Annotated in this window: 17 protein-coding genes; 6 read left to right on the forward strand and 11 right to left on the reverse strand. The window is 61.0% G+C overall.

The annotated features are described in order from the left end of the window. Positions 1 to 4 precede the first annotated feature (4 nt). From C1949_RS11540 to C1949_RS11570, 7 genes are all read right to left on the reverse strand, one after another. On the reverse strand, positions 5 to 376 hold the full coding sequence (locus C1949_RS11540) for a hypothetical protein (protein ID WP_104738622.1): 372 nt from the start codon (positions 374 to 376) through the stop codon (positions 5 to 7). A gap of 12 nt (positions 377 to 388) precedes the next feature. Continuing rightward, positions 389 to 3,184 (reverse strand): toprim domain-containing protein, encoded by a 2,796-nt coding sequence (locus tag C1949_RS11545; protein ID WP_188656539.1) that lies wholly within the window; start codon positions 3,182 to 3,184, stop codon positions 389 to 391. Between the two features lie 14 nt (positions 3,185 to 3,198). After that, the gene (locus C1949_RS11550) at positions 3,199 to 3,507 is read right to left on the reverse strand and encodes a hypothetical protein (protein WP_104738623.1); all 309 of its coding nucleotides are present in this window, start codon (positions 3,505 to 3,507) and stop codon (positions 3,199 to 3,201) included. 72 nt (positions 3,508 to 3,579) lie between these two features. Beyond that, positions 3,580 to 3,933, reverse strand: coding sequence for a hypothetical protein (locus C1949_RS11555; RefSeq protein WP_104738624.1), 354 nt, complete (start codon positions 3,931 to 3,933; stop codon positions 3,580 to 3,582). After that, on the reverse strand, positions 3,930 to 4,250 hold the full coding sequence (locus C1949_RS11560) for an ogr/Delta-like zinc finger family protein (protein WP_104738625.1): 321 nt from the start codon (positions 4,248 to 4,250) through the stop codon (positions 3,930 to 3,932). Before C1949_RS11560 ends, C1949_RS11555 begins: the two co-directional genes overlap by 4 nt. Continuing rightward, entirely contained in the window at positions 4,247 to 4,717 is a 471-nt protein-coding gene (locus C1949_RS11565) for a YmfL family putative regulatory protein (protein ID WP_096005028.1), read from the reverse strand. The genes C1949_RS11560 and C1949_RS11565 overlap by 4 nt, the downstream gene beginning before the upstream one ends. A 6-nt stretch (positions 4,718 to 4,723) precedes the next feature. Continuing rightward, positions 4,724 to 4,960 carry a DNA-binding protein gene (locus C1949_RS11570; RefSeq protein WP_096005029.1) on the reverse strand — a complete coding sequence of 79 codons (237 nt, stop codon included), beginning with the start codon at positions 4,958 to 4,960 and terminating at the stop codon, positions 4,724 to 4,726. A gap of 84 nt (positions 4,961 to 5,044) precedes the next feature. On the opposite strand from C1949_RS11570, the gene C1949_RS11575 reads away from it, so the two are divergent. From C1949_RS11575 to C1949_RS11600, 6 genes are all read left to right on the forward strand, one after another. Beyond that, complete coding sequence (locus C1949_RS11575) at positions 5,045 to 5,398, forward strand: helix-turn-helix domain-containing protein (protein ID WP_229744440.1); 354 nt, start codon at positions 5,045 to 5,047, stop codon at positions 5,396 to 5,398. 92 nt (positions 5,399 to 5,490) lie between these two features. After that, the gene (locus C1949_RS19425; RefSeq protein ID WP_170063063.1) at positions 5,491 to 5,640 is read left to right on the forward strand and encodes a hypothetical protein; all 150 of its coding nucleotides are present in this window, start codon (positions 5,491 to 5,493) and stop codon (positions 5,638 to 5,640) included. A 57-nt stretch (positions 5,641 to 5,697) separates the two neighbouring features. Then, entirely contained in the window at positions 5,698 to 6,015 is a 318-nt protein-coding gene (locus tag C1949_RS11580) for a hypothetical protein (protein ID WP_104738626.1), read from the forward strand. A 33-nt stretch (positions 6,016 to 6,048) separates the two neighbouring features. Next, positions 6,049 to 6,696: a BRCT domain-containing protein gene (locus tag C1949_RS11585; protein WP_188656537.1), complete on the forward strand. Its 648-nt coding sequence runs from the start codon at positions 6,049 to 6,051 to the stop codon at positions 6,694 to 6,696. A gap of 34 nt (positions 6,697 to 6,730) precedes the next feature. Then, positions 6,731 to 7,618: an LAPAL motif-containing putative phage structural protein gene (locus C1949_RS11590; protein WP_104738628.1), complete on the forward strand. Its 888-nt coding sequence runs from the start codon at positions 6,731 to 6,733 to the stop codon at positions 7,616 to 7,618. A 241-nt stretch (positions 7,619 to 7,859) separates the two neighbouring features. After that, the gene (locus tag C1949_RS11600; protein WP_104738630.1) at positions 7,860 to 8,252 is read left to right on the forward strand and encodes a hypothetical protein; all 393 of its coding nucleotides are present in this window, start codon (positions 7,860 to 7,862) and stop codon (positions 8,250 to 8,252) included. On the opposite strand, the gene C1949_RS11605 is transcribed toward C1949_RS11600, so the two are convergent. Genes C1949_RS11605 through C1949_RS11620 form a run of 4 tightly spaced genes read right to left on the reverse strand, consistent with a single transcriptional unit; the run spans position 8,249 to position 12,505 of the window. After that, the gene (locus C1949_RS11605; protein ID WP_104738631.1) at positions 8,249 to 9,445 is read right to left on the reverse strand and encodes a phage late control D family protein; all 1,197 of its coding nucleotides are present in this window, start codon (positions 9,443 to 9,445) and stop codon (positions 8,249 to 8,251) included. The two genes, C1949_RS11600 and C1949_RS11605, sit on opposite strands and share 4 nt — an antisense overlap. Next, a complete protein-coding gene (locus C1949_RS11610; RefSeq protein ID WP_096005033.1) occupies positions 9,442 to 9,873 on the reverse strand; it encodes a phage tail protein in 432 nt (143 codons plus the stop codon). The genes C1949_RS11605 and C1949_RS11610 overlap by 4 nt, the downstream gene beginning before the upstream one ends. Positions 9,874 to 9,879: 6 nt before the next feature. Beyond that, positions 9,880 to 12,393: a phage tail tape measure protein gene (locus C1949_RS11615; protein ID WP_104738632.1), complete on the reverse strand. Its 2,514-nt coding sequence runs from the start codon at positions 12,391 to 12,393 to the stop codon at positions 9,880 to 9,882. After that, on the reverse strand, positions 12,371 to 12,505 hold the full coding sequence (locus C1949_RS11620) for a GpE family phage tail protein (protein WP_065335926.1): 135 nt from the start codon (positions 12,503 to 12,505) through the stop codon (positions 12,371 to 12,373). Before C1949_RS11620 ends, C1949_RS11615 begins: the two co-directional genes overlap by 23 nt.

Below are 12,505 nucleotides of genomic sequence, written 5' to 3' on the forward strand. Positions count from 1 at the left end.
TGGCTCATTGCAGGGGCTTCCCGAACAGGCCGCTGAACAGTGCCGCCCGCACGTCATCGTCATGGGTTTGGCGTTTGGCGATGTAGGCCACCCACTCTGGCGGATAGAACAGCTCTTCCAGCTCTGCGCCACTGAGCCAGCGCGAATTGCCCCCGTCGGTTTTCACCAGGTAGTTGGTTTGGCTGGGCGTGCCGTCGGCGTAGTCCACGCCGCAGGTGGCCATGATCTTTGCATTGCCCGTGCGCCGCCCGTCGCGGGTGGGCAACACGGCACCCAGCACGTACTTGCCGTTGGCTGGGCCTGACGCCCAATAGGGCTTGCGCAGGTCCGTGATGGTGAAGTCGTGAAAAAATCCGATGTACGGTTTGCCTTGCATGGTGCTTTCCTTTCAGTTGGTTTCGGCGTTGCCGCGCCGGTTGGGGTTCTCAAACACCCAGCACCGGACGGTGATGGGCTTGAGGTTGTCGAAGCCGCGTTGCTGGTTTTGCCGCTCGCGGATCCGGCTGTTTACTGCGCGTTGGCCCAGGTACTTGCGGCTGCTGCTGTCGGGCAGCCAGGTGCGCAGGTCGCTCGCGCTGGGTAGCTCCTGGCGGTGCTCGGCCGCCAGGCGCACAAAGTCGTTGATGTGGATGGCAATGAGGTTGGGGTCGCGGCTGTGGTTGACTACGCCGTCGTCGCGCTCGGCCTCCAGGTAGTCGTACACCTCCCAGAACTGCGCCACGCCCGGGTGATCTGCGCTGATGGCAAACTGGCGCTCGATGGCCATGCTCACCAGCTCCGCGCGGCACTCGTTGACCTGCTGCTGAGTGAGGGGGCAGACCATTGCCAGGCAGTCGATCAGGGCCATCATCTGCGCGTGGTTTTTGATGATGCGTTCCACGCGGATCTCTTTAACGCCACGCAGGGTGGTTTCGTGGCCCTTGAACGCCTTGAGAAAGCATTCCATCAGCCCGGCCTCTTGGGTCATTACCTTGACCATGAAGTGGCTCAGCTGCTCCACCTGCATTTGTTCCAGCTCTGCGATGGCAACGCGGCTCTCTGGCGTTGTTTCCGCGCGCATCAGTATCACTTTGACCAGACGGGTCAAAATTGCCTCATGCGCGCTTACGGCCGCGTTCTGGCTGATGACGATGCTGCCGCGAAAGGGTGGCTCGTAGGTTTCGTTGCCGGCGGTCTTTACACCGGTCACGCCCAGGCTGCCGCCGTTGTACAGCGGTTTGAGCTCGTCCCAGTCGTAGGCTTTTTTGGGGCGTCCGCCGGCGGCGGCGCTGGGGTCGTTGCGGTCGGCCTCCAGCAGCACCACGGGTTGGTTGGACACTTGCCCCATCCACCGCCGGCGGCCTGACTGGGTGCCCTTGGATGGATCTTTGCCTTCGTCGTCGGCCCGGCCGAACATTTTCCAGATGAAGTTGATCAGCGTGGACTTGCCCGCGCCGGGCTCGCCGGTGAACTCCAGAAACGGGAAGCTCTTGTGCACGCCCCGGATCTGCTCGGCCAGTGTCGAGCCCAGCCAGAACGCCAGCACAATGGCCCCTTTTGCGCCAAAGCACAGCCACAGCTTGGGCAGCCAGTCTGGGTTGTAGTGGCTGGGGCGCGTTTCAATGTGAAGCTGGATAGAGCGCTGCAGCGTCTTGAGGCGGGTTTTGCCCATGTCGAAGTAGTCTTCGTCGTTGGCGTGGTAAACCTGCCCGCCCTTGACCGCAACGTCGGCAAACACATAGGCCTGGTGCTCTTTGCTGTAGCCCATGTAGTCGATGGTTTCGACCACCTTGAGGCCGTACAGCTGCTTACGCATGAGGTGATCGAGCTGGCCACCGCTGCCGGTATACATGGCGCCGGTGGCCACGTGCAGCAGGCGCTTTTTGAACTCGGCCGCAGCGGCCAGTTGGCCGCTGGTGAAGGTGGCTTTGACGGTGCCGCCGTCATGCGGAAAGTCGATGCGCAGGTAGTACCAGGCCTCATCGGTGATCAGGTTGCGCTGGTAGTACAGGGCCTCAAATGCGCAGTTGGCCAGCTCGACAACACCGCCGGCCAGGCGCAGGGCTTTGTCGCGCTTTTGCTTCTCGGTCATGAGGCGGTCTTCTTGCCGCTCGCTGCCGTCCAGCGCTTCGCGGGCGGCGTTGTACTTGTTCAGGTCCAGCTTGAACCAGTAGAGGCAGTTCTCGTAGACAAAGGGGAACTCCTGGCGCTCGTGCCAGGTGTACATGAGCATGGCGTAATCACTGGCGCTTTCAGCCAGCAGCAGGTCGCCGTAGTGGCGCGCCTCATGCAGGTCTTTATCAATACGCTCCTTACGCTTGGCCTCGTCATCGATGTTGGCCCAGCGCAGTTGGTGCAGGTCATTCCAGTCCACCTTGCGGCCGCGCTGCGGGATCTGCGCCGCGCTGCTGCGATAGCCCAGCTCAGCGGCGCGGGGGCCGTACTTGCGGATGCCGGCGCGGGCCGATGGCTCGTTGTCCAGCGCCCAGACCAGGGCGGGCAGTTTAGGGGCTTTGCCGTCTTTGCCTTCCTGCGCCAGGCGCTGGGTGGCCAGCTCCTGCAAAAAGGCCTCGGGGTAGGGCGCGCTGCTCATCATGGAGACGGCGGCGATACCGTGGTGTAGCAGGGCGATGGCGTCGAATATGCCCTCGACGATCCATAGCTCTTTGACCTCCAGCAGATCCACGCACGGCGGCACCCAGCATTTACCCCGGTAGCTCCAGCCGGGTTTGAAGCGGGCTTTCTTGCTGCCAAAGCGGCTGGGCCGGTCGATCAGCCGCTCCCAGTAGCCGCCATCGGGCATGGTGAACCGCACGGTGGTGCTGCCGATGTCCAGAGTTTGGTCCCAGTAGTTCTCCTGGGTGTACCAGCCGCGGATCTGCTGCAGGTCAAAGCCGCGGTTAAAGCTCAGGTACGCATCTGCGCTGGCGGCGGGGTTTTCCGGGGTGGCCGGGTGGTTGCGGCTGACATCCTCGAACAGATCAGAGTAGATGTCTTTGATGTGGATCTGGTGCCGGCATGAGCCTCGGCCGCACATAAGCACCCAGGGCGCTGCGTGGTGGGCGTAGAGCGACGGCTCTTTGCTTTTGCCGCCGTGGCACTCCGGGCACATGCCCTTGCGCAGCCAGCCTGTGCTGCCGGCTGGCACCAAATTGTATTGCTCTTTCAGACGGTGCAGCACCGTTTGGTGCAGGGCTGGCGGCATTTCACGTACTGCACTCACTGGCCGGCCTCCGCTGACAGGCGGCGGCACAGCTGGCCCAGCTCCAGCAGCTCACCGGTAACGCCGCGTTTGCTGTTAAAGCTCAGGCCCAGCAGATAACCGTCAGCACGGGAGGCGTACCAGCTCAGCATGACCTGGTTGCGGGCTGCTGCCTCGGTCAGCATGTGCTGGAGCCAGTCCTGCAGCATGGGGTGGTTGCTGGCGGTGTGTTGCAGCGCCGGCAGGCTGCTCAGATGCTCGCGCAGGGTGGCAGCACAGCGGGGCGCCTGTGGCGGTTGTGGGGGCTGGTGCGTCAGGTTTTGCATGTAGTTCACCGTGCTCTGGGTGCAGCTGCCCCCTACCCACGCAAGGCGGGCAAGGGCTGGGGTGTTTGGGGGTCAGTTGACGGCGGTTAGCCGTTTTCGCTTGGGCGTGGCAATCAAATAGCGCGCGATCAGCTCGGCCGGTATGGCGTGGGTCAGACCGGTGCGGGTGTCCACCAGGGCAAGGGTGTGGGCGCTAGTTGCCTCAAGGTCTACCCGGTAGGGCTGCTCTGCGCTATGCAACTCACCGTAGGCGCGCAGCACCAGCTTTTCTGCCAGCGGGCGGGTTACGCCGAGGGCGCACTCCAGGTGGTCTGCCGCGCGGTTGATCAGCGCCTGGCTTGCGCCCAGGTGCTCTGCCTCGTGCCGTTGCATGTAGGTCAGTGCAGCGGCCTGCATATCGTCCTGATAATCCTGTAAGGCGTTCATGCGGTGGCCTCCTGGTCGAGCTGTTCAAGGAATGTGAGCTGGTCTTTGTTGGCGCTGGGCGCCAGATCGCGCATGGCCTGCAGCCGTTCTTTGGCTGGAGACAGCGGCAGCGTTGCTTGTGGGTTGGGCAGGCCAGAGGGCGACAGGGTGTAATCCCACGTCAGCGAGCCCACATAGCTGGCCCCACACACCAGGTTGTTGCAGCGGCCATACATGGTCTGGAAGGTGGGCGTTTGCTTCTCCGACTTGCGGATAAACATCGGCTCACCGCAGGCCGGGCACAGGCAGCGATAACCGCCGTGGTTTGGGGCAGTCATGGTTTCACCCGGCTGTGCAGCGTGATGGTGGCCAGCACTTGGCCGTGCCGCTCTGACAGGTGCTTGGCGTGTAACGCGAGGATCTCGCGCTTTTCTGCGCTGCTGATCTCGCCGTCGTCCAGTGCTTTGGCAATGTACTGGTCAACCAGCCCCCGCTTGCTGGAGGTGCGCAAGCCGCGTTGGTGCAGCTCGATGTTGTCCAGCAGCTCGGCGGCAGGCATGGGCACATAAAAGCCTGCGTACTGCTGGCAGATGTACTCAGCCAGGTAGGTGGTTTTGGTCACTGCCTCAAGCTGGATGATCTGGCTGTCGTCCAGCGGCCGGTGGCCGTTGTTCTCGTAGGCGTGGTTGTCGAACTGCTTGAGGGTTAGGCCCAGCAGGCCTGCAGCGCCCTCACGGCCACCGGGGTAGGCACGGATAACAGCGCTGACAACCTGGCGGCGGGTTTCAAGAATCTCGCGGTTCATCTTCTGTTACCCCTCTGCTAGGGCGGCGGGGTAGGGTTTCACCGTGCCCCGTTTGATACCCAACAGCACGGCGGCACGATGCGCGTCACCGCGCAGGCACTTCTGCTGGCCGTTGAGCACCGCGTACACGGTGGATGGTTTAAAGCCGTGCAGCTCTGCCCACTCTTTCGATGAAAGACCTTGGGCGATGAGCCTTGCGCGGGCGGCTTTGCGGGCTTGCTCTGTGGGGTAGGCGTTGGGCATAGTGTAAATTCGTGCAATTTCATGTGATGACAGCGCAAGGATGATGCACGAATCTGCATCAGTCAATAGTAGGGATGAAAATATTTGCATCATTCGAGAGCGCAGATAGGCGCCCGCCTGCAAGAAGAGCGGCAGCGGGTAGGCCTGACGCAGGGTGAATTTGCCGAAAAAATCGGCGTCGCCAAGCGCACATTGGCTGGTTATGAAGCCGGTACGGGCGAGATTGGCGCCACAGCGCTGGATGCTGCCCGCCTGGTGGGTGTTGACGTGCTGTATGTGGTCAGCGGGATCCGCGCGCCCACGCCAGAAAGCTCGCTGAGCGAGCCGGAAGCACGGTTGGTTGAAGACTTTCGCAAGATGCGCAGCGCTGACCAAGGGGCTGCACAGCGCATGGTGAGCGCGTTGGCGGAGACATCAGCGGGATGTGATGCCAATTAGCCATCGCGCCCGGAGCGCATTGCTTTGACACTCCCTGCAGGGTGTGTGGTCGGTGCCAAGGTGGCGCCGGACACCCTGACAAGGAGCGAAATATGGAGTACCAGGAAAACCCGAAAACGTCCGTATCTCTGCCGTTGAGCGCACAGGAAGCGGCGCTGCTACAGGGATTTCGCCAGCTAGATGAGCAGGCGCAGCAGGATGTGTTGCGGGTGGTAAGAGCGTTGCTAGGCTTGCCGGCTTAGCGCGCCAGAAAGAGCACCGCCGTTTGGTGGTGCTCCGAAGCAAGGGAGAGCTACGCATTGGAGTTTCTGAAGAACACTCTGGCAGCAGTATTGGTTGCTGTCGCATTCACCTCATCAGGCCACGCCGCCAGCCTGAAAGACGGTGGCTATGTTGGCTGTGTGAGCGAAGAGCACCTCGATCAGTTCATTACGGCGGCGGTAAGCGATGACGCCCGCGCTATGGACTACCTGCTGAACAATATGTTCTGCGTACCGCTCAGCAGCCAGTACCAGATAAGTGTCCTAGATACCGGTTTCACCCAGGTGCAATTCCGGCTCTATGTCGGCAACGACGCTGTTGATCTCTGGACCGTTCGAGAGGCTATTCAGCGGTAGCCCCGCTAATCGACCAAAAACATGGAGGTTGCTGTGCCTGACCTGCACAACGAATTTGCTAAGAGCCGTTTTTTCAACCAAGCCCGGATGGACCGTCGATCAGCCGACGCGCTGGTCGGGCTCGCTGCCGGGATTGTGGCTGATGGTGTAGTGAGCCAGTCAGAGGCGCTGTTTCTGCGTGACTGGCTGGAAGCCAACCTGGTGCATTTGGATGACCCTGTGGTGAATCTGTTGTACCAGCGTCTGAACCTGATGCTTGCAGATAGCGTGTTGGACGCTGAAGAGGCGAGTGAACTGCTGGGCATGCTGCATAGCTTTGCCGGGCTTAGCCTTGAGAAGCCCCTACCTACCGAACACACCTTTACTGCCCCCAATGACTTGCCGCTTTGCGACCCCGCCCCTGATTTGATCTGCGCTGGCCGGTCTTTTGTATTTACCGGCGTCATGGCGTTTGGCCCCCGCAAAGAGTGCCAGCAGATTGTGCTGGACCTGGGCGGCGAGATCGCCAAAGGCGTGAGCAAAAAGGTGCACTACCTGGTTGTGGGTAGCGTTGGTAACGAGCAATGGCGGCACAGCAGCTACGGGCTGAAGATCATGAAGGCGGTGGAACTGCGGGAGGCTGGGGTGCCGATCGCTATTGTGGGTGAGGATCATTGGCAGCGGGTGCTGTTCGGCAGCTAACGCCTATCGTGATTATTTAAATGGATAGTTATTTATGGCTAAGCTTTTCAGCGAAACATTTTCTATTTCTTACGATGACGAAAACGGCGACTACAGTCGTCACGAGATTGACGCGGCTGTACTTGGCAAGGCAATTACTGGGGTGAGCGAATCGGTAAACGCAGTAAACAAAGAGCTGAGCGGCGAAGTGCTTGAGCTGAAGGTCACCACTCCAGCGCGCGAGGGTTCAGTTGAAGTGGTATTTATGGCTGTTGCAACCAGCCCTGCCGCGCTGGCTGCTTTGAAGGTTCTTGGCATTACCGGGGTGATCGGAACAGTCGGCGCGGCTTCTGTGCTGGAAATTGTGAAGCAGATGAAGGGTAAGCGTGTTACCCGCATTGATTTCGATGAAGATGCTGACGAAGCTACCATTGAAGTTGAGGGCGAGCCGCCTATAACCACAACAGCCAAAGTAGGTCGAATGGCGGTTGACAAGAAAGTACGAGCGTCTATTCACGACTTTATTCAAGCGCCAATAGCAAACAATCCCACTGGTGTGGTGCAAGTGCTGGATGCTGCCGAGCTGCCTATGCTTCAGTTTAAGTCAGATGAAACTAAATCATTCAACCCGCTGCCGGAAGGGTCGCTTGAAAGCGAAGAAACAAAACAGTTCGAAACAACCTGTCATTTCACTCAAGTTAATTTTGAGTCGTCTAAAGGTTGGAGAGTAAAGCTAGGGAATGGAGAAGAGCACCCAGTTGAACTGATCGATGAAGCTTTTATGGAACAGGTAAAGCAAAGTAAAAAGTCGTTTACAAAGGATGATCTGTTCGGGATTCTTTTGGAAGTGCATACTCTGCGTAGGCAAACCAGATCAACGCACACTTATACCGTTGTTGATGTGGTGAAACATTACGCACGCGAAGAAAATAGACTAATATAGTTGTTATGGCTGAGTATAAGGCGGTTTCGGAGTTCTTGTTTTGGGTCTCGATGATTATGTTGTTACCGGGGCTGTACTACTTTGTGCGAGCCGCTATCAGATATGTTTTTTTTAGGTTTGTATCGAATGAGAAAGTTGTAATCACTGTCAGGCGCGGCGGTAAGGTCGTGCAGTCGGTTGAGGTTGACTCTACGGGGTATGTTGTTGACCAAATAAGAAAGCGCTTTGAGGCGGGTGAAGTATGAGTAAGTCTCAAACGACACAGGCATACTTTACAGCGGGCATGTCTACTTTGCTCACTTCGATTGGGCTCTACTTCTGTAAGGGTGATGTTGATTTGATGAAGATGGTCGTACCTGCAGGTGCAGTGGTGGCGCCTTTTCTTACGCTGTTTTTGGTGAAAGTTTTTGCATTTCTTAATGTGGATACAAATTTGATCAAATATAAGGCAGCTTTGGCGAGCGATCTGAGGAAGCAAAGAAAGATATTAAAAGATCCGCTAATTGATGAGGTGACGAAAGAAGAGGTGCGCAAGGCGTATGCTCAAACTTCACTGCTGCTTTCATCTGCAAGCCAGGATGTTTTGAATGGCGTAATCACTATTAAGTCGCCTGAAGATAAAATTACGGGTTAATCTGCGCCCTGCAGCCTCCCAAACTCCCGCTTCACCGCCCGCTCTGCACTGGCCTGGCTCGCATACAAGTGAGTCAGGCGCAGAGGGCTGGTCTGATCCCCTTCTGTTACTGGCTGCTGGTTGCCGTCTTTGTCGCGGTACCAGGCAATCACCCCGGTGTATTGCGTCTCTACCAGGGCGGCCAGGTCTTCATCTTCTGCCAGTTGGTTTTCCAACTCCAGGGCAACGGTGTAGCCGCTTTCATTCACCTGGTGCATTACCCGCCGGCACAGCCACACCACCGCGCTGATCTCCGGTTTGATGCCGCTGAGGCCAAAGGTCATTTCCGGTATCAGGTCGGCCCGGCCACGGGCCAGGGTGTAGCTGAGTGTGGCTGCGCCGCGTTGCAGCCTGCGCCACTCACTGCGCACGGCCTGCAGGGCGCTGGCCTGGTCTGCGTAGACGTGGCGCAGGGTTTTGACATTGTCATCTGTGCCGATCAGCGCTTCCAGCCGCTCTGCGCTGTTGGGCTGGTAGTAGTGGGCACGCACGCCGGTGTAGGCATCGCGGTCTGCTTGCAAAAAGCGGTGGTTGTCGCCGCTGGTGCGGGTGAACTGCACGTGGGGCAGGGGCAGGCCGCTGGCGGTTTTGGCGGCGCCCACGGGGGTGACCAGCAGGTGCCCGGCCTTGATGGTGGCGATGGCGTCGTGCTCTTGCGCCAGGCGGGTGAGCAGGTTGGCGTCTGACTCGTTGGCCTGGTCCTGATGGGCGAGGGGGAGGGCGGCCAACACCACGTCTATCACCGGTTTGAGGCTGTAGGCCTCGGCGATGGTGTGCAGCACGTCGCCCAGGGTGACGCTGTGCCAGCTGCGCTCGCGCTTGCGGCTGAGCTCGGCGCGCAGGTCCGCGCTGCGGGCGCGGATGCTGAGTGTGTCTGGTGCGCCGCTATGCTCGGTTTCGTCTACTACGTAGCTGCCTTTGTACACCAGCCCGGTATCTGACCAGCCCAGCCACAGATCAACCTGCGCGCGCCGGGGCGGTATGGCCAGCTGGCCGTCGTGGTCTGACAGGGTGATGTCCAGCTGGTCTGCTTCCAGGCCCCTGTTATCGGTCAGGGTGAGGCTGATCAGCCGCGGGCTGATCTTGCTGGTGATGTCTTGCCCGTTGACGACCACGCGATACGCGGGGGCCGGGTGGCTGCTGAGGTTGATCATCGCAGGATGTTGCCGAGGGTGCTGAGCAGGCTGCCGAGCAGCTCGATCTGGCTGTCATCCACGCGCTGCAGGGTGAGCGTGAACTCAATGCGCCGGGGCGCGCCATCGCGGAAAAACAGGGTGTTGGTTTCTTGCAGGTTTTCGATGATCCATAGGCCGTAGATGCGACCGGTGCCCTCGACAAGGGGCCACGCTTTGCCGCTGTCTGCCATGAGGCGTAGGGCATCCAGCGACAGCCGTTGGCCGCTGATCTCGGGCAGTATGAGCCCGCTCAGGGTGATGGTGTCGTCGCCTTTGCCAACGAACTGGCGCGCGGGCAGAGCGCCTACGCGCGGGTTACTGGGGTGGCGCCAACCGGTTTGCCGCTGCAGTTGTTGGTAGGCGGTGGTGGTGAGGCTGAACACGTAGAGTCCGAGGGCCATCATCATGGGGCGTTACTCCTGGTCATACAGGCTGCTGCGCGCGCGGGCGCCGGCGGCGCGCTCGCGGCGGTCCAGCTCGGCGGCGACGGCGTGGGCGATGGCTTGCGGGCTCATGCCATCAGCGGCGTGAATGTGGATCTCGTAGCGGCTGCCGGTGCTACCGGCGTAGGCCGGGCGGGCCGACAGCGGGCGGCGGCTGTCAAAGCGAATGCCACCAGCGGCGCTGGCCATGCGTTGCGACACGCCCGCCACGGCGGCCAGCGGCTCACCCTGCTGGCGTTGAATGCCCTGGGCCAGGCCCTGCATGGTGAAGCCGCCCAGCTCGGCAAATACACGGCTTGGGCTGTGGATGCCCAGCACCCGCTTTACGCTGGCAGGCAGCATGGATGCGATTTTGCTGAGCGCAGAGACAAGCCCGGGCGCCAGGCGCTTGAGGCCGGCTACCAGCCCGTCAATCAGGTTGCCGGGCAGCTCTACGCCAAACCAGCTCATGACGGCGGCAAAGGCCTTGTAGAACATGCCCAGCGGTGACCAGTTGGCAATGAGCTGGCCCACGCCCAGAATACCGCCGTCAAAGGCGGTGGTGATCTCGACCCAGATGGCTTTTGCGCCCCTGCCCAGATCTGCCCACAGGGCTTTCAGCCCGCCGATGACGCCGTCCCAGTTTTTGTACAGCAGCCAGCCGGCGGTCACCAACAGGGTGATGGCCAGGCCAATGGGGTTGAGCAGCAACGCGCGGCCGAGCCACATGAAAGCGGTGCCGACGGCCTTGAGAATGGGCAGCAGGCCCATGGCTTTGACGCCGAACAGGCTCAGACCCAGACGGATCATGGCGAAGGGGCCGAGGATGGAAGCCAGGGCGATGGTCAGCGCGCCAAACAGCGTAATGAGCGCTGCCAGGCCAATGGCGATTTTGATCAGCGCGCGGGCCAATAGCGGGTTCTCGACCATCCACTGGCGAATGCCACGCACCATCTCAGCCAGTGCTTTAATCATGCCGCGCAGGTCGCTGTTGGCGGTGTCCTGCATCTGGATGCCCAGGTCTGCCCAGACGCTTTTCAGCGCGGCGATATCGCCGCCGAGGTTGTCGCCCATTACCTGGGCAGTGCGAGCGGCTTCGCCCTGGGCGGTGCGCAGCTGACCGATCAGCGTCTGCAGGCCACCGTTGCCGGCCTGCTGTGTGAGCACGGTGAGCGCGCTGCCTGCCTCTTCGCCGGCAATGGCCTTGAGAATGGCGCCGCGCTCTGTAGAGCCCAGTGCGGCGGTGCGGTCGTGGATCTCTTTGAGCAAGTCGGGCAGGGGGCGCATGTTGCCCTCGGCGTCTGCTACCTGCAGTCCTAGTTCGGCAATGGCGTCTGCCGCCATCTTGGGGGGCGCGGCCAAGCGGCTGAGAATGGCGCGCAGCGCGGTACCGGCCATGCCGCCCTGAATGCCGGCGTCGCCCAGCTTGCCGGCTGCTGCTGCCATGATCTCGATGTCTTGCCCGTAGGCCGCAGCGTTGGGGGCGGCGTACTTCATGGTTTCGCCGAGCATTTCCAGCGAGGTGTTGGAGCGGGTGAACGCGGCGGTCAGCACGTCGCTTACGCGCGTCATGTCGCGGGCTTGCAGGTTGAAACCGGTGAGGATGTTAGACGCGATATCCGCCGTGGTGGCCAGCTCCACGTTGCCGGCTTTGGCGGCATCGAGCATCGCCGGCATCGCATCCATGATGGCCTGGGGGGAGAAACCAGCCATGGCCAGAAAGCCTTGGCCCTGTGCAGCCTCGTTGGCACTGAACTGGGTAGCAGCCCCCAGCGCACGTGCCTGGGCTCGCAGCGCTGCCAGCTCGGCGCTGTCGCGCTCCAGCCGGGCCAATGCCTGCACCCGACTGACGTCTGAATCAAACTCAATGCCCGGCGCCAACAGCCGTGCCCCGCTGTACAGCATGGCGCTGCCGGTGGCCAGGCCTGCGGCACCGGTACCGGCCATGGCACCAGTCATTGCCTGGGTGCGCTGGTACTGCTGTTTGGCGCGTGCCAGGCGCTGCTGCTGGGCCGTGACGGCCTTGAGCCTGCGCTCTTGCTCTTGCAGCTGGTTGTTGGTGCTGTCGATGCGTTGGCGCAGGGTGCGCTCATGCTCACCCAGGTTGCGGGTGCTGATGCCGGCTTCATTCAGCTTGCCGCGCAGCCCCTGCAGCTGCCGTTGCTGCTCCTGGTGCTTTTGCTTGAGGGCGTGGGCTTCGCGCACGGCGCGGCGAAAATCGTTGCTCAGTGCACGGGTGGGCGTGCTGGTTTGCGCCATTTGACGCGACAGCTCGCGCACGCGGTCGCGGTTGGCGCTGATGGCTTGCGTGGTTTGCTTGGTGGCGTTGTTCAGGGTGCGCCAGCTGCTGATGTCGCCCTGTTGGCGCTGCAGCTGCTTGAGCTGGTCGCGGGTGGTCTTGAGCTCACGCCCCAGCCCCACGCTGCCCTGGGTGATGGCGCGGATCGGCTTGGTTGCGCGGTCGAGCGCCTGCAGCACGACCTCAAGTTTCAGCTTTTGCGCCATGCACCTGGTTCCATTGCTTGATTGCGCGGTTGCGCCAGTCCATCAGCTCTGGCAGGCCGAGGCGGTCCATCTCGCTCGGCCCCCAGTGATACACCAGGGCGATATCGCCCAT

The organism is Halopseudomonas oceani (assembly GCF_002903165.1).
Taxonomy (GTDB): Bacteria; Pseudomonadota; Gammaproteobacteria; order Pseudomonadales; family Pseudomonadaceae; genus Halopseudomonas; species Halopseudomonas oceani.

Coding starts and splice junctions, on each gene's coding strand:
- C1949_RS19425 (WP_170063063.1), top strand. CDS start 5,491: ATGGAGTACCAGGAAAACCCGAAAACGTCCGTATCTCTGCCGTTGAGC.
- C1949_RS11570 (WP_096005029.1), bottom strand. CDS start 4,960: ATGCCCAACGCCTACCCCACAGAGCAAGCCCGCAAAGCCGCCCGCGCA.
- C1949_RS11545 (WP_188656539.1), bottom strand. CDS start 3,184: ATGCCGCCAGCCCTGCACCAAACGGTGCTGCACCGTCTGAAAGAGCAA.
- C1949_RS11620 (WP_065335926.1), bottom strand. CDS start 12,505: ATGGGCGATATCGCCCTGGTGTATCACTGGGGGCCGAGCGAGATGGAC.
- C1949_RS11615 (WP_104738632.1), bottom strand. CDS start 12,393: ATGGCGCAAAAGCTGAAACTTGAGGTCGTGCTGCAGGCGCTCGACCGC.
- C1949_RS11550 (WP_104738623.1), bottom strand. CDS start 3,507: ATGCAAAACCTGACGCACCAGCCCCCACAACCGCCACAGGCGCCCCGC.
- C1949_RS11590 (WP_104738628.1), top strand. CDS start 6,731: ATGGCTAAGCTTTTCAGCGAAACATTTTCTATTTCTTACGATGACGAA.
- C1949_RS11565 (WP_096005028.1), bottom strand. CDS start 4,717: ATGAACCGCGAGATTCTTGAAACCCGCCGCCAGGTTGTCAGCGCTGTT.
- C1949_RS11600 (WP_104738630.1), top strand. CDS start 7,860: ATGAGTAAGTCTCAAACGACACAGGCATACTTTACAGCGGGCATGTCT.
- C1949_RS11540 (WP_104738622.1), bottom strand. CDS start 376: ATGCAAGGCAAACCGTACATCGGATTTTTTCACGACTTCACCATCACG.
- C1949_RS11560 (WP_104738625.1), bottom strand. CDS start 4,250: ATGACTGCCCCAAACCACGGCGGTTATCGCTGCCTGTGCCCGGCCTGC.
- C1949_RS11555 (WP_104738624.1), bottom strand. CDS start 3,933: ATGAACGCCTTACAGGATTATCAGGACGATATGCAGGCCGCTGCACTG.
- C1949_RS11610 (WP_096005033.1), bottom strand. CDS start 9,873: ATGATGATGGCCCTCGGACTCTACGTGTTCAGCCTCACCACCACCGCC.
- C1949_RS11605 (WP_104738631.1), bottom strand. CDS start 9,445: ATGATCAACCTCAGCAGCCACCCGGCCCCCGCGTATCGCGTGGTCGTC.